General features: G+C 71.5%; 19 protein-coding genes. 4 read left to right on the forward strand and 15 right to left on the reverse strand.

Annotated elements, in window-relative coordinates; all coding sequences use genetic code 11:
* Positions 1-72: 72 nt before the first annotated feature.
* From galK to galT, 3 genes are read right to left on the reverse strand one after another with little or no spacing between them, the layout of a single operon-like run.
* The gene (galK, locus tag IE275_RS22390; RefSeq protein ID WP_189713134.1) at positions 73-1,236 is read right to left on the reverse strand and encodes a galactokinase; all 1,164 of its coding nucleotides are present in this window, start codon (positions 1,234-1,236) and stop codon (positions 73-75) included.
* Positions 1,236-2,207, reverse strand: a complete 972-nt coding sequence (galE, locus tag IE275_RS22395) for a UDP-glucose 4-epimerase GalE (protein ID WP_189713135.1) — start codon at positions 2,205-2,207, stop codon at positions 1,236-1,238. The genes galK and galE overlap by 1 nt, the downstream gene beginning before the upstream one ends.
* Positions 2,207-3,265 (reverse strand): galactose-1-phosphate uridylyltransferase, encoded by a 1,059-nt coding sequence (gene galT, locus IE275_RS22400; protein WP_189713136.1) that lies wholly within the window; start codon positions 3,263-3,265, stop codon positions 2,207-2,209. Before galT ends, galE begins: the two co-directional genes overlap by 1 nt.
* Positions 3,266-3,404: 139 nt before the next feature.
* Between galT and IE275_RS22405 the strand changes: the two genes are divergently transcribed.
* Together IE275_RS22405 and IE275_RS22410 are read left to right on the forward strand one after the other, a co-directional pair.
* Entirely contained in the window at positions 3,405-5,132 is a 1,728-nt protein-coding gene (locus IE275_RS22405) for a sodium:solute symporter family protein (protein WP_373299274.1), read from the forward strand.
* Positions 5,133-5,176: 44 nt separating this feature from the next.
* Positions 5,177-5,557 (forward strand): hypothetical protein, encoded by a 381-nt coding sequence (locus tag IE275_RS22410; RefSeq protein ID WP_189713137.1) that lies wholly within the window; start codon positions 5,177-5,179, stop codon positions 5,555-5,557.
* 58 nt (positions 5,558-5,615) lie between these two features.
* Here IE275_RS22410 and IE275_RS22415 read toward each other — a convergent pair whose 3' ends face one another.
* Both IE275_RS22415 and IE275_RS22420 read right to left on the reverse strand, forming a co-directional pair.
* Positions 5,616-5,921 carry a hypothetical protein gene (locus IE275_RS22415; RefSeq protein ID WP_189713138.1) on the reverse strand — a complete coding sequence of 102 codons (306 nt, stop codon included), beginning with the start codon at positions 5,919-5,921 and terminating at the stop codon, positions 5,616-5,618.
* Between the two features lie 176 nt (positions 5,922-6,097).
* On the reverse strand, positions 6,098-6,502 hold the full coding sequence (locus IE275_RS22420) for an ATP-binding protein (protein WP_189713139.1): 405 nt from the start codon (positions 6,500-6,502) through the stop codon (positions 6,098-6,100).
* Positions 6,503-6,658: 156 nt separating this feature from the next.
* Here IE275_RS22420 and IE275_RS22425 point away from each other — a divergent pair, with 156 nt between their 5' ends.
* Positions 6,659-7,510 carry a helix-turn-helix domain-containing protein gene (locus tag IE275_RS22425; RefSeq protein WP_189713140.1) on the forward strand — a complete coding sequence of 284 codons (852 nt, stop codon included), beginning with the start codon at positions 6,659-6,661 and terminating at the stop codon, positions 7,508-7,510.
* A gap of 9 nt (positions 7,511-7,519) precedes the next feature.
* Positions 7,520-7,729: a DUF397 domain-containing protein gene (locus tag IE275_RS22430; protein WP_189713141.1), complete on the forward strand. Its 210-nt coding sequence runs from the start codon at positions 7,520-7,522 to the stop codon at positions 7,727-7,729.
* 2 nt (positions 7,730-7,731) lie between these two features.
* Here IE275_RS22430 and IE275_RS22435 read toward each other — a convergent pair whose 3' ends face one another.
* From IE275_RS22435 to IE275_RS22480, 10 genes are all read right to left on the reverse strand, one after another.
* Positions 7,732-8,049 (reverse strand): hypothetical protein, encoded by a 318-nt coding sequence (locus IE275_RS22435; RefSeq protein ID WP_189713142.1) that lies wholly within the window; start codon positions 8,047-8,049, stop codon positions 7,732-7,734.
* Between the two features lie 12 nt (positions 8,050-8,061).
* A complete protein-coding gene (locus tag IE275_RS22440) occupies positions 8,062-8,739 on the reverse strand; it encodes a helix-turn-helix transcriptional regulator (protein ID WP_189713143.1) in 678 nt (225 codons plus the stop codon).
* Between the two features lie 247 nt (positions 8,740-8,986).
* The gene (locus tag IE275_RS22445; RefSeq protein ID WP_189713144.1) at positions 8,987-11,086 is read right to left on the reverse strand and encodes an outer membrane protein assembly factor BamB family protein; all 2,100 of its coding nucleotides are present in this window, start codon (positions 11,084-11,086) and stop codon (positions 8,987-8,989) included.
* Positions 11,087-11,153: 67 nt separating this feature from the next.
* Positions 11,154-12,935 (reverse strand): outer membrane protein assembly factor BamB family protein, encoded by a 1,782-nt coding sequence (locus IE275_RS22450; protein ID WP_189713145.1) that lies wholly within the window; start codon positions 12,933-12,935, stop codon positions 11,154-11,156.
* A gap of 200 nt (positions 12,936-13,135) precedes the next feature.
* Complete coding sequence (locus IE275_RS22455; protein WP_189713146.1) at positions 13,136-14,941, reverse strand: ABC-F family ATP-binding cassette domain-containing protein; 1,806 nt, start codon at positions 14,939-14,941, stop codon at positions 13,136-13,138.
* A gap of 508 nt (positions 14,942-15,449) precedes the next feature.
* A complete protein-coding gene (locus IE275_RS22460) occupies positions 15,450-16,352 on the reverse strand; it encodes a 4-(cytidine 5'-diphospho)-2-C-methyl-D-erythritol kinase (protein WP_189713147.1) in 903 nt (300 codons plus the stop codon).
* Entirely contained in the window at positions 16,349-17,233 is an 885-nt protein-coding gene (gene rsmA / locus IE275_RS22465; protein WP_189713148.1) for a 16S rRNA (adenine(1518)-N(6)/adenine(1519)-N(6))-dimethyltransferase RsmA, read from the reverse strand. The genes IE275_RS22460 and rsmA overlap by 4 nt, the downstream gene beginning before the upstream one ends.
* A gap of 40 nt (positions 17,234-17,273) precedes the next feature.
* Complete coding sequence (locus tag IE275_RS22470) at positions 17,274-18,848, reverse strand: resuscitation-promoting factor (protein WP_308435679.1); 1,575 nt, start codon at positions 18,846-18,848, stop codon at positions 17,274-17,276.
* 118 nt (positions 18,849-18,966) lie between these two features.
* Positions 18,967-19,857 carry a TatD family hydrolase gene (locus IE275_RS22475; protein WP_189713149.1) on the reverse strand — a complete coding sequence of 297 codons (891 nt, stop codon included), beginning with the start codon at positions 19,855-19,857 and terminating at the stop codon, positions 18,967-18,969.
* 56 nt (positions 19,858-19,913) lie between these two features.
* Complete coding sequence (locus IE275_RS22480; protein WP_189713150.1) at positions 19,914-20,330, reverse strand: hypothetical protein; 417 nt, start codon at positions 20,328-20,330, stop codon at positions 19,914-19,916.
* Positions 20,331-20,417 lie beyond the last annotated feature (87 nt).

A 20,417-nucleotide genomic window follows, 5' to 3' on the forward strand; every position in this document is an offset into this window, starting at 1 on the left:
GGCCCCCGACGGAACCGGCCCCGTACGCGTCGTCGGATCGCGTGCGGGGCCGGTGTCAGGGTCGCAGGGGGGTCAGTTCAGCCGGTGGGCGCCTGCCGAGGGTACGGCTTCGAAGACGCGTGGGGCCGGGTGGCCGGCGGCCGCGAAGGCCTCGTGGACGGCCTTGGTGAGGGTGTCGACGTCGGTGGCCTCGGCGAGGACGATCGCCGAGCCGCCGAAGCCGCCGCCGGTCATGCGGGCGCCGAGGGCGCCGTTCGCGGCGGCGGTGTCGACGACCAGGTCCAGCTCGGGGCAGGAGACCCGGAAGTCGTCGCGGAGGGAGGCGTGGCCCTCGTTGAGGATCGGGCCGATGGCGCGGGTGTCGCCGGATTCCAGGAGCGAGACGACGCGCTCGACGCGCGCGTCCTCCGTCACCACGTGGCGGACCAGGCGGCGGACCTCCTCCTCGTCGCCCAGGCGGGCCAGCGCCGCGTCCAGGTCGGCGTACGGGATGTCGCGCAGGGCGTCGACGCCGAGCAGGGCGGCGCCCTTCTCGCAGCCGGCGCGGCGCTTGCCGTACTCGCCGCCGCTGTGGGCGTGCGTGACCTGCGTGTCGACGACCAGCAGCCGCAGGCCCTCGGCGGCGAGGTCGAAGGGGATCTGCTTCTGGGAGAGGTCCCTGGTGTCGAGGAACAGGGCGTGGCCGGCCTCGCAGCAGGCGGACGCGGTCTGGTCCATGATGCCGGTGGGGGCGCCCACGTAGACGTTCTCCGCGCGCTGGCAGAGACGGGCCAGCTGCCAGCGCTGGAGGCCGAGGTCGTAGAGGTCGTTGAGGGCCAGGGCGACGACGACCTCCAGGGCCGCCGAGGAGGACAGGCCGGCGCCCGTCGGGACCGTCGACGTCAGGTGGATGTCGGCGCCGGTGATCGCGTGGCCGGCCTCGCGCAGGGCCCAGACGACGCCCGCCGGGTACGCCGTCCAGGCGTCGTCGGTCTGCGGGGCGAGCCCCTCCAGCCGCAGCTCGACCACGCCGCCCTCGATGTCGGAGGAGTGCAGGCGCAGCACCCCGTCCGTGCGGCGGGCGACCGCGGCGAGCGCGGTGTGCGGCAGCGCGAAGGGCATCACGAAGCCGTCGTTGTAGTCGGTGTGCTCGCCGATGAGGTTGACGCGGCCCGGGGCCGCCCAGACGCCCTCCGGCTCCACGGCGTACAGCGCCTCGAAGGCGTCCCGGACGTGCTGCACCTGCTGTGCCCCCACTACTGCTCCTTCGCGATGTGCTGCGCGAACTCCCACGCGTCCGCGACGATACCCGCGAGGTCCGCGCGGGACGGGTTCCAGCCCAGCTGCTCGCGGGCGGTGGCCGCGGAGGCGACCAGGACGGCCGGGTCGCCGCCCCGGCGCGGGGCCACGACCTCGGGGATCGGGTGCCCGGTGACCTCGCGGACGGTCTCGATGACCTCGCGGACCGAGAAGCCGTTGCCGTTGCCCAGGTTGCAGATGAGGTGCTCGCCGGGCCGGGCGGCGGCGACGGCGAGCAGATGGGCCTCGGCGAGGTCGGCGACGTGGATGTAGTCGCGGACGCAGGTGCCGTCCGGGGTCGGGTAGTCGTCGCCGAAGACGGAGATGGCCTCGCGGCGGCCCTGCGCGACCTGGAGGACGAGCGGGATGAGGTGGGACTCGGGGTCGTGGCGCTCGCCCTGGGTGCCGTACGCGCCGGCCACGTTGAAGTAGCGCAGCGAGACGGCGGCCAGCCCGTGGGCGGCGGCCTCGCCGGTGATCATGTGGTCGACGGCGAGCTTGGAGGCCCCGTAGGGGTTGGTGGGGCTGGTCGGGGCGGTCTCGACGATCGGGACCTGCTCCGGCTCGCCGTAGGTGGCGGCGGTGGAGGAGAAGACGAGCCTCCGCACGCCTGCCTCGCGCATGGCGCCGAGCAGGGCCATGGAGCCGCCGACGTTGTTGTCCCAGTACTTCTCGGGCTTCACGACGGACTCGCCGACCTGCGACGACGCGGCGAAGTGGAGCACGGCGTCGAAGGAGCCGTCGAGCCACTTCCGGGCGTCGCGGATGTCGCCCTCGACGAAGGAGGCCCCGGCCGGGACGCCCTCGCGGAAGCCGGTGGAGAGGTTGTCGAGGACGACGACCTCGTGTCCCGCCTCCAGCAGGTGCTGGGCGACCACGCTGCCGACGTATCCCGCACCGCCCGTGACCAGATACTTTCCGCTGCTCATCAACTCGCTACCTCTCGCAGTCGCTCGGCCGCGCGCTCCGGCGGCACGTCGTTGATGAACACGTTCATGCCGGATTCGGAGCCCGCGAGGAACTTCAGCTTGCCGGACGTCCGGCGGATGGTGAAAAGCTCGAGATGGAGTGCGAAGTCGTCGCGGTTGACGCCCTCGAACTCCTCGAGCTGACCGAACGGCGCCTGGTGCCAGCCGGCGATGTACGGCGTCGGAGTCTCACCCTCGCCGAAGATACGGTCGAAGCGCCTCAAGAGTTCCAGGTAGACCTTGGGGAACTCTGTGCGTGCGTCCTCGTCGAGCCCGAGCAGGTCGGGGACCCGCTTCTTCGGGTACAGGTGCACCTCGTACGGCCAGTGCGCCGCGTAGGGCACGAACGCCACCCAGTGTTCACCCTCCAGGACGACCCGCTCGTCGGAGAGTTCACGTTCCAGGACGGCGTCGAAGAGGTTCTCGCCGCCGGTGGCGTCCTTGTGGGCCGCGAGGGAGCGCAGCATCAGCGCGGTGCGCGGTGTGGTGAACGGGTAGGCGTAGATCTGCCCGTGCGGGTGACCCAGCGTCACACCGATCTCGGCGCCCCGGTTCTCGAAGCAGAACACCTGCTCGACGGAGGGAAGATGCGACAGCTCGGACGTCCGGTCCGTCCACGCGTCCAGGACGAGCCGTGCCTGCTCCTCGGTGAGGTCGGCGAAGGACGCGTCGTGGTCGGAGGTGAAGCAGACCACCTCGCAGCGCCCGGAGTCGCCCGCCAGCGAGGGGAAGCGGTTCTCGAAGACGACGGCGTCGTACGAGGAGTCGGGGATCTCGCTGAGCCGGTCGCCCTGGGAGGGGCACAGGGGGCACTCGTCGGCCGGCGGGTGGTAGGTGCGCCCCTGCCGGTGGGAGGCGATCGCGACCGAGTCGCCGAGCAGCGGGTCCCGGCGTACCTCCGAAGTGGTGACCGTGCGCTCGAGAGGGCGCCGGTCCACCGCGTCGCGCACCGAGTCGTCCCGCAGGTCGTAGTAGATGAGCTCACGACCGTCGGCCAAGCGGGTCGAGGTCTTCTTCACCGCGACTCTCCATCCGTACACCGAGCAATATCAACATTGCCTTGAAGTCTTCAAACAGAACCGAACACATCAAACCACAATCCCCCACGGTAGTCACCACCACAACCGAACAAAGACCACCAGACAAGGTGAGCTCTGGATGCAGACCCCCACAAATGCCCACATGTACCCCGCGGACCCCACACACCCCGCACACCCCGTGCACCTCGCCGCCGAACTGCGGCTCCCGACGAACGCGCTCGACTACACGATTCTCGGGATCTACTTCGTCGTCGTGCTGGGCATCGGCTTCGCCGCCCGCCGGTCGGTGAAGACCACGCTCGACTTCTTCCTCTCCGGGCGCTCCCTGCCCGCCTGGATCACCGGCCTGGCCTTCATCTCGGCCAACCTGGCGGCCACCGAGATCCTCGGCATGGCCGCGAACAGCGCGCAGTACGGCGCCTACACCGTCCACTGGTACTGGATCGGCGCCATCCCGGCGATGGTCTTCCTGGGCCTGGTGATGATGCCGTTCTACTACGGCAGCAAGGTCCGCTCGGTCCCCGAGTTCCTGCTCCTGCGCTTCGACAAATGGGCACATCTGCTCAGCTCGGTACTGTTCGCCTTCGCGGCGATCCTGATCGCGGGCGTGAACCTGTACGCGCTGGCGATCGTCGTCGAGGCACTGCTCGGCTGGCCGCAGTGGGTCGCGATCGTGGTCGCCGGCTTCTTCGTGCTGGCGTACATCACGCTGGGCGGCCTGTCCTCGGCGATCTACAACGAGGTGCTCCAGTTCTTCGTGATCCTGGCGGCGCTGATCCCGCTGTCCGTGCTCGGCCTGAAGGCGGTCGACGGCTGGGACGGCCTGACGGACTCACTGAAGGCCTCGCACGGCGACGACTTCGTCACCGCCTGGGGCGGCACGGGCATCGGCAGCGACAACCCGCTGGGCGCGAACTGGCTGACGATCGTGCTGGGCCTCGGTTTCGTCCTGTCCTTCGGCTACTGGACGACGAACTTCGCGGAGGTCCAGCGCGCCCTGTCCGCGAAGAACCTCTCGGCGGCCCAGCGGACACCGCTCATCGCCGCCTACCCGAAGGTCTTCATCGTGTTCCTGGTGATGATCCCGGGCCTGGTGGCGGCGGTGCTGGTCCCGGAGATCGGCACGTCGGACTCGGACCTCCAGTACAACGACGCGATCCCCTACCTGATGCAGGAGCTGCTGCCGAACGGCGTGCTGGGCATCGCGGTGACCGGCCTGCTGGCGGCGTTCATGGCGGGCATGGCGGCGAACATCTCGTCCTTCAACACGGTGTTCACGACCGACATCTGGGCGAGGTACGTGGTGCTGGGGCGGGAGGACGCGTACTACGTCCGCTTCGGCCGGCTGATCACCGCGATCGGGGTGATGGCGTCGATCGGCACGGCGTTCCTGGCGTCGTCGTTCTCGAACATCATGAGCTACCTCCAGACGCTGTTCAGCTTCTTCAACGTCCCGATGTTCGTGGTGTTCATCGTCGGCATGTTCTGGAAGCGGGCGTCGGTCAAGTCCGGCTTCTGGGGCCTGCTGGCGGGCACGACGGCGGCGATGGTCAACTACTTCGTCCTCTACAAGCAGGACATCATCGGCATCCCCACCGACCAGGGCGCCAACTTCGTCTCGGCGATCGCCGGGTTCGTGGCGGGCGCGGTGGTGATGGTCGCGGTGTCGCTGTTCACGGCCCCGAAGCCGGCCGAGGAGCTCCAGGGCCTGGTGTACGGCACCGTCTCCCCCGGCATGGCCGAGCCGCCGGCGGCGGGCGACGACGCCTGGTACCGCAGGCCGGCCCTGCTGGGCTGGGGCGCGGTGATCCTGGCCGCGGCCTGCTACATCCCGTTCTCGTTCTGAACCGCCGAGCCTGCTGACGCTGATCGCGGGAGGATGGAAGGACCATGTCAGAGCAATTCGAACCCGACGAGCACGCGGAGGCGGCCGAGCGGCTGCGGCGAGCGGGGTACTCCGACGCCGACCTCCAGCGGGAGATCATCGAGCTGGAGGAGAAGTCCGCGACGGCGGCCCGCATCTTCGACCTGCGGCGCATCATCGGCGGCCTGTTCGTGCTGTACGGAGTCATCCTCACGATCACCGGTCTGACCAACAGTGACGCGGAGATCGACAAGGCCCAGGGGATCAACATCAACCTCTGGACGGGCCTGGGGATGCTGGCCCTCGGGATCTTCTTCCTGGCCTGGCTGTGGCTGAGGCCGGCGGCCCACCCGACGCCGACGTTGCCGCCGGAGGCGGTGGAGGGGGAGGGTCCGCGGGGCGGGTGACGCACAGCGGCTCCGGGACCCGAGGATTCGGGTACCGGAGCCGCCGGGCTTCAGAGGCTCAGACGCCGCCGAGAAGACCGTTCAGGATGCCGCCGCCGAGGGCCCCGCCAATGGGGTACGAGTCCTGGCTGGAGCCGGTCCAGGCGCCGCTGCCGTCACCGTTGATGCAGGTCTGCTGGATCGAGTTCTGCTCCGAGCTGGTGCTGAGGAGGTCGCCGAGGTTGATGAGGCCCACCGTGACGCTCGGGTTGTTTTCGCTCTGGTCGGCGCCCTGAACACAGTTCCTGCCGCCGTCGTCCTTGCCCCCGTCGTAGTCGGCGGCGGAGGCAACCCCGGCGCCGGCCAGGCTGAGGGTCCCGATCATGGCAGCCACAAGGGTGGCCGTGCGAATCTTGCGCATTACATCCCTTTTCATTGAGTGTGGGGGGTTTGATGGCGTAACGCAACGTTACGATTGAGCACTGTATGTTACGATTGCACCTTTTGCACCCCACCACGCCGACGCACCCGCCGCAACCGCTGACGTGCCACTCGGGGGACCTAGGCAGCCCCCAGTTCGCACCACACGAGCTTGCCGCGATGCCCTTGCCGGGAGAGGGGTTGCCAGCCCCAGGTGTCCGAGCAGGCCCGCACGATCGCGAAGCCGCGGCCGTTCTCGGCGTCGGTGAGCCGCTCCAGCTTTCCGGGAGGCTCGGGGGGCTGGGGGTCGGCGTCCCAGGCGCCGATCTGGAGGACGCCGTCGCGGTGGCGGATCCGGAGGGCGGCGGGGCCCTTGGTGTGCAGGACGGCGTTCGAGACCAGCTCGGAGGCGAGCAGCTCGGCGGTGTCGGCGAGATGGGCCAGCCCGTGCAGGGTGAGGATCAGGCGCAGGGTGCGGCGGCAGACGGTGACGGCACGGGGGTCGGTGGGGATGTACAGGGTGTACTCCCAGTCCGTTTCAGGCATGGGTCAGCTCCGGCTGAGGGTCGGTGATTTCGGGCGCGATGCGCTTCCGCTGCGTGAAGGTCGCGTCACCGACGGTAGGGTAGAAATTCATACCTCTGCAACAGCCTCCCGTAATCTGTCCCTCGAACGAGGAGTCCCAGAGAGGCAGTTACTCGGATGACCATGCGGAATCAGCCCACGGCACGGCAGGTACGTCTGGGCTCCGAGCTGCGCAAACTACGGGAGGCCGTCGGCAAGCCCGCCAAGGAGGTGGCAGGGCTGCTCGCCACCAGCTCGGCACACATGAGCCAGATCGAGGCGGGCAGTTCGGGGATCAGCGAGGAGCGCCTGCGTCGGCTGGCAGCTCATTGTGCTTGCACGGACGAGGAGTTGATCGAGGCCCTGGTGGCCATGGCGACCGACCGCACACGGGGTTGGTGGGAGGAATACCGCGGAATCCTGCCACCGGTGAACCTGGACCTGGCTGAGGCAGAGCACCATGCGATGTTCCTGCGTGAGGTTGTCATCACTTACGTCCCCGGTCTCCTCCAGACCCCGGACTACGCCCGAGCCGTCTTCGGGTACATGCGCCCGGAACTACCCGAGAGCGAGCTGACGCCCCGAGTGGAACATCGCATGCGACGGCGCAGCGTCATTGAGGACAACGAGCCCACCCGGTACGACGCGATCGTCCACGAGTTCGCCCTGCGTATCCGTGTCGCCAACCGCCAGGTATCGCGTGCTCAACTCCTGCAAATCCTGGAGCAGACCGAGCAGCAACACGTCACGGTGCGCGTCATCCCGACCGACCAGGACAACTTCGGCGGTGCTGGCGCCTCGATGATGTACATGGGTGGTCCCGTACCCCAACTCGACACGGGGCTCCGAGAGGGAGCGACCGGTACGGCGTTCATCGACGCAGAACCTCAGCTGAATACGCTTCGAACGCTCTTCCGTAAGGTGGAGAAGGCGACGCTGGATCCCGACGCGTCCCGAGACTTCATCCACCGCCTGTCAAAGGAACTGTGAGGCGTCCCCATGGCCGAGGCCCTGCACTGGCAGAAGTCGACGTTCTCCGGTGGCGCCGAAGGCAACGCCTGCGTCGAACTCTCCGCCACCCCCACCACCCTCCACCTCCGTGAGAGCGACACCCCGGCCACGGCCCTCACCGCCACCCCGGCCGCCCTCGCCCACCTCCTGGAAGGCATACGCACCGGCTCGCTCCCGGCGGGCCCGGCGGCGGCGTAGGGCTACGCCCCCGGGATGCGGCCCTCGCGCTGACGGCCCCTCAACTGGCCCGCCATCATCACGAAGAGGCCGGCCACCAGCAGCACGCTCCCGGTCAGGGTGCCCACCTGGCGGAGGTCGATGTCGTCGATCAGCAGACCGAAGACGGCCTGGCAGGCGAGCGCGAAGGCCACCATCAGCTGGCCCCCGCCGTACACACGGAAATTGCGGACATGGCGCCGGTTCCGGGGGAGCACCCAGGACCGGGTGATCGCCGCGACGCCGGACGCGGCGAAGAGCGCGGCCAGCAGCAACAGCGGTACGGTCAGGATGATCTTCACTGCCCCTCCCCCTCACTCGCGGACGACGGGGCCCGCCCTGTCCAGCAGGCCCGTGCGGGCCGCCAGGGCCGCCGCCTCCAGGCGGGAGCCTACGCCGAGTTTCATGAGGACGCGCTGGACGTGGGTGCGGGCCGTGGACGGGGCGATGCCCATGCCGGCGGCGATCAGCCGGGTGTCCTCGCCGTCCGCGACACGGACCAGGACCTCGACCTCGCGGGGGGTGAGCATCTGGAGCAGACGCTGGCCCTCGTCGTCCGGCTGGGCCGCGGGGTTCAGCAGCTCGCTGAAGGCCCCCTGCAACAACTGCGGGGCCACGGCCGCCTCGCCGGACCTCGCCTTCATGATCGCCCGTTCCACGCCCTCGATGCGCTCGTCATGGCGCACATAGCCGGAGGCCCCCGCCGCGAAGGCGGCGGCGATGCCCCGGGGGCTCGGAACCGGACCCAGCACCAGGACGGCCACCTGCGGGCGCTCCCGCTTGATGCGGACCACCGGGTCGAAGATGCCCGGCTCGGCCGGGGCCGCCGTGCCCAGCAGGCACACCTCGGGCGCCCGGCTGATCACGAGTTCCGCCGCGCCCGCGGCCGGGGCCGCCGCGGCGAGCACCCGGTGTCCTCGCAGCTTGAGAGCCGAGGCCAACGCCTCGGCCAGCAGGCGGTGGTCGTCGACCACCATCAGCCGCACTCCCATCGAGCAACCCCCCAGTCCCCCCACGAAACACAACAGGCCTGGCACACAGACAAAGGGTGCCCCCCGGCACCCCGTCCTTCATGCCCCCGGAAGCTACACGCTTGTTCGACGTTGCGCTCCCCCTACCGGTGAGAAGTGCCCCGGATCGCCGAAATTCCTCGCATTCGAGGGTGATGAGCGGTACGTGCACGGCCCCGTCCCTGAGCAGGGACGGGGCCGCGACCGACGGAACAGTACGACTAGATGATCAACCGCTCGTGCCGAACGCCAGCGCCAGGTACTCCGGGTCGTCCGAGGAGGACTCGCTGGCGTACACCTGGGACATGTACATGTGCCCCTGGGAGTAGAGGATCTCGGAGTACTCCGGGAGCATGCTGGTCTCCGCGTCCACGGACGCCTCCGTGGAGGGGTTCTCCAGCAGCTTGGTCTCCTTGAAGGAGCCGCCGTCGATGCTGACGATCTGGCCGCCCTTGTCGTACGGCGGACGCTTGTAGGCGATCAGGCTGCTGCCGTCCATCCGCAGCGGGTAGATCGTGTACTCGTCGCCCGCGTCGGCGCGCTGGCCGGTCTGCTTGCCGGTGGCCAGGTCGAACGCGACGATCTCGTTCGTGCGGCTGTACTCGGCGGTGCCCTCGTGCTCCTCGGTCGGGACGTAGATCCGGCCGTTGCCGACGGCCAGGCCCGAGCACTGCTCGATCTTCGTGATGCCCTCGCAGTCGGCCGCGAAGTCGTCGCCCGGCACGGAGATACGGGTGCGCAGCTTGCCCGTCTTGTTGTCGATGGAGAAGAAGTCGGAGATGCCGCTGCCGTCACCGGCGCTGTCGCCGACGTCGGCCGCCACGACCAGCGGTTCGGTGGAGACGACCGACGCGTACTCGATGCCCTTGGTCATCTTGTACTCGGAGATCACCTTGCCGGAGGCCGGGTCGATGGTCTGGATGTTCAGCTGCGGGTCGTCGAAGCCACCGCACTTGCGCACCGCCACGAGCTTGGGACCGCCGCCGTAGCCGGCGTCGTAGCAGGTGTCGGTCGCCTTCGGCGCCCACAGCGCCTTGCCCGAGTCGATGTCGAAGGCCGCGCCGCCGTCCGTGCCGCCCAGGGCGACGGTGTTCGCGCTGACGGTCACGTTGTCGAAGTCGACCGGGTAGTCGCCGGACGCGACCGTCTTCTTCCACAGCTGCTTGCCCGCCGCGAGGTCGATCGCGGCGACCTGGTCGCAGCTCGCGGTGTCGGCCGTGCTCGCCTGGAAGACGACCGCCGTGCGGTAGTCGTCCGTCGCGAACCGGCTGGCCTCGCACACCGGGCCGGGCAGCTTGACCGTCCACAGCTTCGTGCCCTTGTCGAGGTCGTAGCCGACGACCTCGTTGACGCCTGTCTTCACGTACGCCTTGTCGGTCATCCAGGAGCCCCGGACGCCGACGCTGTCGTCCTTCTTGACGACGGGCATCGGCAGCTGGAACAGGATCTTGGCGGACGTGTCGGCCGGCGCCTTCTCCTTGCCGCCGGTGGACGTGGTGCCGCCGGTGTCGCCCTTGTCGTCGCCGCCGCCGTCGGTGCCGCCGGTGCTCGCGGTGTCGTCCTTCTTGCCGCCGTCACCGGAGTTCGCGTACCAGACACCGCCGCCGACGATCAGCGCGATCGCGACGACCGCCGAGACGATGATCGCGGCCTGCGCGTTGATCTTCTTCCCGCCGCCACCGGTGCCGGGGCCGCCCTGGGCGTGCAGGGGCACGGTGGGCTGGCCCGGGTAGCCGTAGCCGGGGACCGTCGGAGGCTGGCCCGGGTAGCCGTACCCCTGCTGCGGGGGGTACGGGGCGCCCGGCTGGCCGTAGGGGGCCGGCGGCTGCGGGGACTGGGCGTACGGCGAGGGCGCGGGCGCCTGACCCGGGTAGCCGTAGCCGGGGGTGGTCGGAGGCTGGGGCGGCTGGGGGGCACCCGCCTGCGGATAGCCGTACGCCGGCTGCGGCGGGGTGGGGGGCGCCTGGCCCGGGTAGCCGTAACCGGGCTGCGGCGGGGTGGGCGGAGCCTGCGGGGCCTGCGGCGGCCGGCCGGTCTGGTGCGGCATCGGGCCCCCGCCCTCCGGGGTCTTGCTGAGCTGCGGCCCCCCGGGAGGGGCGGCCGGCGGCGCGAACGGAGGGGCGGCCGGGGTCTGCGGCGCGCCGAAGCCGGGGGCACCGGCCGGCGGGGCGGGGGTGTTCTGCGGAGCCGGCGGCGGGGCGTCCTGCGGCGTGGCCGCGTCTTGCCCCGCGCCCTCCTGCGGTACCGCGTCCTGCGGCTCGGGCGGGCCGAAGGCGCCCTGCTGCGGGGGCTGGTCCTGGGGCGGCTGGTTGGGCGGCGGCTGCGTCATGGTGTCGGTACCTCGGGGAAAAGCTCGGCGGGCGGGGACGGGGGGAAGGCGGCGGTCGGTGGTCGCCTCACTTGCCGTAGGCGAGCATCAGCTTCTCCTTCTCGTCGTCCCGGCCCGTCAGCCGCGTGGTGGAGAGATAGAAGCGCCCGTCGACCCAGGCGAGGTCTCGCGAGGAGAAGCCGCTCTCGATCTCGGTCGTGCTCTCGGGCATCTGCAACAGCTTCACCGGCTGGTGGGCGGACCCGGTCGTCGGGATCGACACCACCTGTCCGGGCGCGCTGTAGGACGCCTCGACATAGGCGACGAGCTTGCCGCCCTCGACGGTCACCGGCAGCGCCGACGCGTCCGACGGGGACTTCACGCGCCACTTCTCCTTGCCGGTGGCGAGGTCGATCGCGACGATCTCGTTGGCCCCGGTGGTGGCGTCGGTCGGCAGATAAAGGGTGTTCGCGTCGGCGACCGCGCCCAGGCAGCCCTGGAGGTTGCGCTGGAGGACGGCCCAGCCGCACTCGGGCGCGAAGTCCTCGTCGAAGCCGACCTGCGAGCGGAAGCCGCCGCCCGGCTTGAACGTGGAGATGTTCCAGGTGTTCTTGTCGCTGTTGGTGCTGTAGACGACCAGCGGATCGACGGAGTAGGTCCGCGCGACCGTCCACCCCTTGTCGAACTTCTGGGTCCACTTGACCTTGCCGGTCGCCGGGTCCAGCTCCTGGACCTCGTCGTGCTCGTCGGGGTCGGTCGCCGCGCAGGAGGACACCGCGATCAGCTTGGTGCCGCCCGCGAACGCGGTCGGGAAGCAGGCGTCGCCGTACTTCTTCTTGTCGAACAGCTTCTTGCCGGTGCGGACGTCGTACGCCGTCCCCGACATCGAGCGGCCCACCATCAGCGTGTTGCCGGTGAGGGACATCCCGATGCTGCTCGTGCTGTCGAACAGCTCGCCGTCGGCGACCTCCCCGGACCAGCCCTTGGCGCCGGTGTTCAGGTCGATCTGCTGGAGCTGGTTGCAGTCGGCGCGGTCGCTGGTGCCGCTCATGTAGGCGACGACGATCTTGTCGTCGGCCGTCTTCTGCGGGGTGACCGCGCAGATCTTCTGCGGGAACGTGATGGGGTCCCAGGCCGGCCGCCCGTCACCGACGTTGTACGCGACGAGGTCCTTGTACGCCGCCTTCACCGACGCCTTGGACGTGATCCACATGCCGGGGGCGTCGGCGCCGGAGGCGGGCGCGTCCGGCGCCTCCTTGTACCAGAGCACCTTCGCCTCGCCCGACTTGCGGCCCGCGTTGAAGTCCTCCTGCTCCTCGCCGCCGTCGCCGCTGCCGTCACCGGGGTTGACCGGGGCGCCGCTGCCGGTCGCCTTCCCGTCGTCGCTGGGCCCGGCGACCGGCTTCTTGTCGTCGCCCTTGTCGTCCCCGCCGGCGGTCACGGCGAACACCGTCCCGCCGATCACCAGCAGGGCCGCCACGGCCGCGCCGACGACCAGCGCCGGGCGCCCCTTGAAGGGGTTGCGCGAACCGCCGGCCGGCAAGGCCCCGGGCGCGCCGGGGTACTGCGGCTGCTGCGGGTAGCCGTAACCGGGCTGCTGGGCGTAGGGACCGCTCGGCTGCCCGTACGGACCGGGCTGCGCGTAGGGTCCGGGCTGGCCGTACGGGCCGGGCTGCGGCGGCTGTTGCGGGTAGCCGTAGGGGGGCTGGGGCTGCGGGGCGGAAGGTGCGCCGAAGCCGCCCTGCGGCGCGGCCTGCGGGGGCTGGGGAGCCTGCGGGGGCTGGGCCGGTGGTGGGACCGGAGGCTGCGGCGGCTGGTTCTCCGGCGGTCCGAACCCGCCCTGCGGCGGCTGATTGGGCGGCTGAGCCATCAGCGTGCTCCCCCTTGTCACTGATTTTTAGCCAGCCCTTTGTATCACCCATGTCCGACAGCGAAGGGGGCCGGATCCGCCCCTGTTCCCAAGGGCGGACCGGCCCGTAATGCCCTCGTTATGCGCCTTCACGCACCCTTCACGCGGCGCACGCGCCGTCAGTGCGCGCCCCGGGCACGGCGCGCGCACCTCCCCGTCGGTTACGCGTCCTCCGCGAGTTCCAGCCAGCGCAGTTCCAGTTCCTCCCGCTCGCCCGCCAACTCCCGCAGTTCGGCGTCGAGTTTGGCGACCTTCTCGAAGTCGGTGGCGTTGTCGGCGATCTGGGTGTGCAGCTTGGACTCCCGCTCGGAGATCTTGTCCAACTGCCGCTCGACCTTCTGGAGTTCCTTCTTGGCGGCGCGCTGGTCGGCGGCGCTCTTCTCGGGGGCCGGCTTCTGCACGGCCGCCGGGGCCGAGGCGGCCGCGGCCTCCTCCATCCCCGCGCGGCGCTCCAGGTACTCGTCGATGCCGCGCGGCAGCATCCGCAGGGTCTTGTCGCCGAGGAGGGCGAACACCCGGTCCGTGGTGCGCTCGACGAAGAACCGGTCGTGGGAGATGACGATCATCGAACCGGGCCAGCCGTCGAGGACGTCCTCCAGCTGGTTGAGGGTCTCGATGTCGAGGTCGTTGGTGGGCTCGTCGAGGAAGAGGACGTTCGGTTCGTCCATGAGCAGCCGCAGCAGCTGGAGGCGGCGGCGCTCACCGCCGGAGAGGTCGCCGACCGGCGTCCACTGCTTCTCCTTGTTGAAGCCGAACGTCTCGCACAGCTGCCCGGCGGTCATCTCGCGCCCCTTGCCGAGGTCGACGCGCTCGCGCACCCGCTGCACGGCTTCCAGGACCCGCAGGTTCGGGTCGAGTTCGCCGACCTCCTGGGAGAGGTAGGCGAGCTTGACCGTCTTGCCGACGACGACCCGCCCGGCGGCGGGCTGGGTCTCGCCCTCGGTGCGCGCGGCCTCGGCCATGGCGCGCAGCAGGGAGGTCTTGCCGGCGCCGTTGACGCCGACCAGGCCGATGCGGTCGCCGGGGCCGAGATGCCAGGTGACGTGCTTGAGCAGCGTCTTGGGGCCGGCCTGCACGGAGACGTCCTCGAGGTCGAAGACGGTCCTGCCGAGCCGTGAGGAGGCGAACTTCATCAGCTCGCTGGTGTCCCGGGGCGGCGGCACGTCCTTGATCAGCTCGTTGGCGGCCTCGACGCGGAAGCGGGGCTTCGACGTCCGGGCGGGGGCGCCGCGGCGCAGCCAGGCCAGCTCCTTGCGGACCAGGTTCTGCCGCTTGACCTCCTCGGTCGCGGCGATCCGCTCCCGCTCGGCACGTGCGAAGACGTAGTCGGAGTAGCCGCCCTCGTACTCGTGGACGTCACCGCGCTGCACGTCCCACATGCGGGTGCAGACCTGGTCGAGGAACCAGCGGTCGTGGGTGACGCAGACGAGCGCCGAGCGGCGGGTCTGGAGGTGGCGGGCGAGCCAGGCGATGCCCTCGACGTCGAGGTGGTTGGTGGGCTCGTCGAGGACGATCAGGTCCTGCTCGTCGATCAAGAGCTTGGCCAGCGCGATCCGGCGGCGCTCACCGCCGGAGAGCGGGCCGATCACGGTGTCGAGGCCCTGCGGGAAGCCGGGCAGGTCGAGCCCGCCGAACAGCCCGGTGAGGACGTCCCTGATCTTGGCGTTGCCGGCCCACTCGTGGTCGGCGAGGTCCCGGATGACCTCGTGCCGGACGGTCGCGGTGGAGTCGAGGGAGTCGTGCTGGGTGAGCACGCCCATGCGCAGCCCGCCGGAGTGGGTGACCCGGCCGGTGTCGGCGTCCTCCAGCTTGGCGAGCATGCGGATCAGCGTGGTCTTTCCGTCGCCGTTGCGGCCGACGACACCGATCCGGTCCCCTTCGGACACGCCGAGCGAGATGCCGTCGAGCAGCGCACGGGTTCCGTACACCTTGCTGACGTTCTCGACATTGACCAGATTGACGGCCATTTCTCTCCTGCCCGGGGGGTTCGATCGACCCTCAAGGGTAGTCGGGCGGACCGGCGTCCGGCCGGGGCGTCCACCGCGGTGCGGGCGGAGGCCGGCCGGGGCGGGCCCCGGGAGGCGGCCGGACGCGCGGGGCGTGGGGGAACGGGCCGCGGCGGGACGCGCGGGGCATGGGGGGAACGGGCGTACGCGTGAGGCGTACGGGAAGCACGATCCGCGCGTGATGGTGGTGTGCGCCGGTGACACACAGCGCGTACGCGTCCGGGGCACGCCCTCCCGGGCCGGCTCCCGGCGGCCGCTCGTGCGCCGCGGGGACGCGGCCGGTTGCGCGGAGCGGGACACGGCCGGTCGCACGCGCCGACGTACGAGCCCTCACACCTGTCCGGCGTACGGACGTTCACCCGCGCGGGACGCCTGCCGGCCGGTCCCGGCGCGCCTCTCGCGCGTCGCGCCGCCGGCGGCGCCCCTCCATACCGCCGTCTCCGCCGTCCGCGCCGCCGCGGCCGTCCCGTCAGCGGGAGTCGACGACCGTCGCCCCCGGCACCGGGCCCGATGCCACCCGCACGCTGCGGCAGGTGCCCGAGGTGCGCAGGGCCTCGGCGATCTTCTCCGCGGAGGCGGGGTCACGGGCGAGGTACGCCGTGGTCGGCCCCGAACCCGAGACGAGCGTCGCGAGCGCGCCCGCCGCGCGCCCCGCCGCCAGGGTGTCGGCGAGTTCGGGGAAGAGCGACAGGGCTGCGGGCTGGAGGTCGTTGGAGACGGTGGCCGCGAGCGCGTCCGGGTCGCCCTTGGCCAGCGCGTCGAGGAGTTCCCGGGAGGCGACCGGCTCGGGGACGTCGAGGCCCTCGCCGAGCCGGTCGAACTCCCGGAACACCGCCGGCGTCGACAGTCCGCGCACCGCCATCGCGAACACCCAGTGGAAGGTACCGCCGACCTCCAGGGCGGTCAGCCGCTCGCCCCGCCCGGTGCCGAGCGCGGCCTCGCCGACCAGGCTGAACGGGACGTCGCTGCCCAGTTCGGCGCAGATGTCGAGGAGTTCGTCGCGGGAGGCGCCCGTGCCCCACAGCGTGTCGCAGGCCAGCAGCGCGCCCGCGCCGTCCGCGCTGCCGCCCGCCATACCGCCGGCGACGGGGATGTCCTTGGCGATGTGCAGATGCACGTCGGGGGTGCGGCCGTACCGCTCGGCGAGCGCGATCGCGGCGCGCGCGGCGAGGTTCGTGGCGTCGAGGGGCACCTGGCCGGCGTCCGGTCCCTCGCAGGTCACGCGCAGCTCGTCGGCCGGGGTGACCGTGACCTCGTCGTACAGGCCGACCGCCAGGAAGACGTTCGCCAGGTCGTGGAAGCCGTCGGCGCGCGCGGCACCCACCGCGAGCTGGACGTTGACCTTGGCCGGTACGCGGACGGTGACGGTCACTCGGGCTCCTCGTGGTCGGCGGTCGCCTTGTGCTCGGCGATCCTCGTGAACTCCTCGACGGTGAGCGACTCCCCGCGCGCCTGCGGGGAGACCCCGGCGGCGACCAGGGCCACCTCGGCCGCGGCCGCCGAGCCGGCCCATCCGGCGAGCGCGGCGCGCAGCGTCTTGCGGCGCTGCGCGAACGCCGCGTCCACGACGGCGAAGACCTCCCGGCGCGACGCCGTGGTCTTGATCGGCTCGGTCCTGCGGACCAGGGAGACGAGCCCGCTGTCCACGTTGGGCGCGGGCCAGAAGACATTGCGTCCGATGGCGCCGGCCCGCTTGACCTCGGCGTACCAGTTGGCCTTGACGGACGGTACGCCGTACACCTTCGAGCCGGGGGCGGCGGCGAGGCGGTCGGCGACCTCCGACTGGACCATCACGAGGGTGCGCCGGATGCTCGGGAAGGTGGCGAGCATGTGCAGCAGCACGGGCACGGCCACGTTGTAGGGCAGGTTCGCGACCAGCGCGGTCGGCGGGGGTCCGGGCAGCTCGGTGACGTGCATGGCGTCGGAGTGCACCAGCGCGAAACGCTCCGCGCGCTCCGGCATGCGCGCGGCGATCGTCGCGGGCAGGGCGCCGGCCAGGACGTCGTCGATCTCGACGGCCGTGACCCGGTCGGCGACCTCCAGCAGCGCGAGCGTGAGGGAGCCGAGCCCCGGTCCGACCTCGACGACCACGTCGTCGGGCCGCACGTCGGCGGTGCGCACGATACGGCGGACCGTGTTCGCGTCGATCACGAAATTCTGGCCGCGCTGCTTGGTGGGCCGTACGCCGAGGGCTGCCGCGAGTTCGCGGATGTCGGCGGGGCCCAGGAGGGCGTCGGGGGTGGGGCTCGTCACGGGACAAGGGTACGGGGCGGTGGAGCCGCGCTCGGGTCGGCTATCCGTGCAGCCGGGTCCCGCAGTGCGGCCAGGGGCTCGCGCCCCTGCTCACGTACAGCTTCTTGGCCCGGAACGTCTGCTCCGCCGCCGGGGCGTCCTGGGGGCGCCCGCTGCCGCCGAGGCTCTGCCAGGTGCGGGTGTCGAACTGGTAGAGGCCGCCGTACGTGCCCGACGGGTCCACCGCCCGGGGCCGGCCGCCGGACTCGCAGGCGGCGAGGCTCTGCCAGTCCAGGCCGTCGGCGCCCCGCACGGAGGCCGGCAGCGGCTTGGTGCCGACCTTGACGAGCTGCGGCCGGGGCTCGCGGACGACCTCGGTCCGGATCCGCTTCGGCTTCTGCCGGACACCGTTGACCGTGCGCAGGGAGTAGGTGATCCGCCGCAGCCCCGGCCGCCCGGCCCGCTCCACCACCTCCGTGCCCTTGAACAGGGAGGGGTCGGCCGTGCGGTGCACGTCGAAGGCGATCGGCTCGTCCCGCACCTCCTTGCCGCCGGTGATCCGCAGCACGGTGATCGTCTGCCCGTCGCGCGGGAAGCTGCCGGGCGCGACGGAGGTGGTGTCCTGGCCGTGCAGGGTGATCCCGGCCTCCTCGACGGCCTCCCGTACGGTCGCCGCGTTGGTGCGGATGGTGCGGGCCCGGCCATCGGCCATGACGGTGAGGGCGCGCTCGGTGCGCACGTCCAGCGCGAGCCCCTGGCGTCCGATGTACTGGGAGCGCGCGATGGAGAGGTACGCGCCCTCCGCGCGCACCCCGAGCTGTCTGAGCGCCCCCTCCACCGTGCGCGCCGTCGTCCACACCTCGCGGCGCCGGCCGTCCAGGGTGAGCCGTACGGGGCGCCCGTAGTGCACCTCGATCTCGTCGCCGCTGGTCAGGTCCGCGTCGGGAGCGGGGGCGACCAGGTCGTGCTCCCCGACCCGCACGCCTTCCTCCGCGAGGAGTTCGGTCACGTCGTCGGCGAAGGTGTGCAGCGTGCGCGGCTTGCCGTCGACGGTCAGCTCGACCGCCTTGTCCTCGGCGACGAAGGCCGTGGTGCCGCCGGCGAGGAAGGCGACGACGAGCGCCTGCGGCAGCAGCCGGCGCATGGTCGACTCCGGGCGCTCGGCGTAGCGCGCCCTGCGCCGGCGCGCGGCCCGTCCCACCAGGGTGGGCGTCTCGGGCGCCGGCACCGCCTGCCGCGGCAGCGGCGGCTCGCCGAGCCGGAGCGTCACGTGCGGCGAGGACGGCGGGGGCGGCGGGGGCGGCGGCGGCACGGGGGCCTCGTAGGCGGGCCGGTACGTGTCCTCGTACTCCGGGTGCTCCGGGTGCTCCGGGTACTCCGGCCGGGTCGTCGGGTCGCCGTACACCGGGCCGTTCGCGGCGTCCGCGTACACCGGCCCGTTCACGGCGTCGTACCCGTGCCCGTAGGGGTCGTCGTACCCGGCCCGGTGGTCGTCGTACTCCCCCGGCGCCACGTACACGCCGTACGCGAGGGTCTCGGCTTCGTGCAGGTCGACGTACGCCCCGCCCGCGCCGTACGGCTCGGGCCCGGGGGTCTGCGCGTACCGCGCATCCGGCAGATACTGCGAGTTGCTCACGCCGACACGCTCCAGGGGTCCTGGGAGTCCGGGGGTCCGGATCGGGGCCCCCAGAACCTAGCGGAGCGATCGTCACTCTCCAAAGCGACGTGGCTACCCAGAGTTGTGTTCGGGTGAGTCAGTAACCGAACGCCCGGGCCGTGTTGACGGCCAGCGCGCTCGCGAGCGTGTCCTCCTCGACGCCCCGTACGGCGGCCATCGCACGCACCGTGACCGGGATCAGGTACGGCGCGTTGGGCCGGCCGCGGTAGGGCGCCGGGGTCAGGAAGGGCGCGTCGGTCTCCACCAGGACCAGCTCCTGCGGGGCGACCGCGAGGGCGTCGCGCAGATGCTGGGCGTTCTTGAAGGTGACGTTGCCGGCGAAGGACATGTAGTAGCCGGCGCGGGCGCAGATCCCGGCCATCTCGGCGTCGCCGGAGTAGCAGTGGAAGACGGTCCGCTCGGGAGCGCCCTCCTCCTTCAGCACGCGCAGCACGTCGGCGTGGGCGTCGCGGTCGTGGATGACCAGGGCCTTGCCGTGCCGCTTGGCGATCTCGATGTGGGCGCGGAAGGAACGCTCCTGCGCCTCCTTGCCCTCGGGGCCGGTGCGGAAGTAGTCGAGGCCGGTCTCGCCGACGCCCTTGACGTGCGCGAGCGCGGCCAGGCGGTCGATCTCGGCGAGCGCCTCGTCGAGCGCCCCCGCGCCGCCGGGCTCGCGCTCCCCCTGCCGGGACCACCCGTCGGGGTCACCGTGCACGATGCGCGGCGCCTCGTTCGGGTGCAGGGCGACGGTCGCGTGGACGTTGTCGTACGTGGCGGCCGTCTCGGCGGCCCACCGCGAGCCCTTGATGTCGCAGCCGACCTGCACGACCGTCGCCACGCCGACCGACGCGGCCTTCGCGAGTCCCTCCGCCACCGTGCCGGACTGCATGTCGAGGTGGGTGTGGGAGTCGGCGACGGGCACCCGGAGGGGTTCCGGGAGCGGCGGTGCGGCGTTCTTGTCGGTGTTCTTGTCGGCGTTCGAAGACATGCCCCGATCCTACGAAAGGGGCACGCCCCGCCGCGGCCGGCCGTCCGTCGGTCCGCTCAGCCCGCCTTGCGGTGGAAGGGGTGCAGGAGGTCGGACAGATGCCAGTGGTGGTGCGCCGCCGTCGGCCGTTCCTCGGCGCCGGCCGGCGACCCGGGGGCCTCGGCGGGACCGGCCGGGGGCTCCGGGCGGGCCCGGCGGGCCGCACTGAGCACCGACGAGACCTGCCCCGCCCGCATGATCCGCACGACGTGCCCGTCGCAGTTCTGGCACGCGGGGCGGCTCAGCGGGGACGGCACGACACGGCCGTCCGCGACGTAGAGGACGAACGCGTGGCCCTCGGCGTCGGTGTGGTGCTCTATCTCGTACGACTGCTCCCAGCCGTGCCCGCAGCGCATGCAGGCGAAGGAGTACGACTCGTGCACGACCGGGGTCGCCGCGGTGCGCGGGCCGGTCTGCCCAGTGATCTCGCTCATGCCAGCTCCTCTGGTCCGCTGGACGGGGGACGGTTGCGTCCCACGACCCAGTGGACGCCCGCACCGGCGTGAATGCACGAGGCCTGT

This window comes from Streptomyces phaeofaciens (genome assembly GCF_014648915.1).
Classification (GTDB): domain Bacteria; phylum Actinomycetota; class Actinomycetes; order Streptomycetales; family Streptomycetaceae; genus Streptomyces; species Streptomyces phaeofaciens.

Coding starts and splice junctions, on each gene's coding strand:
- galE (WP_189713135.1), bottom strand. CDS start 2,207: ATGAGCAGCGGAAAGTATCTGGTCACGGGCGGTGCGGGATACGTCGGC.
- IE275_RS22405 (WP_373299274.1), top strand. CDS start 3,405: ATGCAGACCCCCACAAATGCCCACATGTACCCCGCGGACCCCACACAC.
- IE275_RS22410 (WP_189713137.1), top strand. CDS start 5,177: ATGTCAGAGCAATTCGAACCCGACGAGCACGCGGAGGCGGCCGAGCGG.
- IE275_RS22415 (WP_189713138.1), bottom strand. CDS start 5,921: ATGATCGGGACCCTCAGCCTGGCCGGCGCCGGGGTTGCCTCCGCCGCC.
- IE275_RS22420 (WP_189713139.1), bottom strand. CDS start 6,502: ATGCCTGAAACGGACTGGGAGTACACCCTGTACATCCCCACCGACCCC.
- IE275_RS22425 (WP_189713140.1), top strand. CDS start 6,659: ATGACCATGCGGAATCAGCCCACGGCACGGCAGGTACGTCTGGGCTCC.
- IE275_RS22430 (WP_189713141.1), top strand. CDS start 7,520: ATGGCCGAGGCCCTGCACTGGCAGAAGTCGACGTTCTCCGGTGGCGCC.
- IE275_RS22440 (WP_189713143.1), bottom strand. CDS start 8,739: ATGGGAGTGCGGCTGATGGTGGTCGACGACCACCGCCTGCTGGCCGAG.
- IE275_RS22445 (WP_189713144.1), bottom strand. CDS start 11,086: ATGACGCAGCCGCCGCCCAACCAGCCGCCCCAGGACCAGCCCCCGCAG.
- IE275_RS22450 (WP_189713145.1), bottom strand. CDS start 12,935: ATGGCTCAGCCGCCCAATCAGCCGCCGCAGGGCGGGTTCGGACCGCCG.
- IE275_RS22455 (WP_189713146.1), bottom strand. CDS start 14,941: ATGGCCGTCAATCTGGTCAATGTCGAGAACGTCAGCAAGGTGTACGGA.
- IE275_RS22475 (WP_189713149.1), bottom strand. CDS start 19,857: ATGTCTTCGAACGCCGACAAGAACACCGACAAGAACGCCGCACCGCCG.
- IE275_RS22480 (WP_189713150.1), bottom strand. CDS start 20,330: ATGAGCGAGATCACTGGGCAGACCGGCCCGCGCACCGCGGCGACCCCG.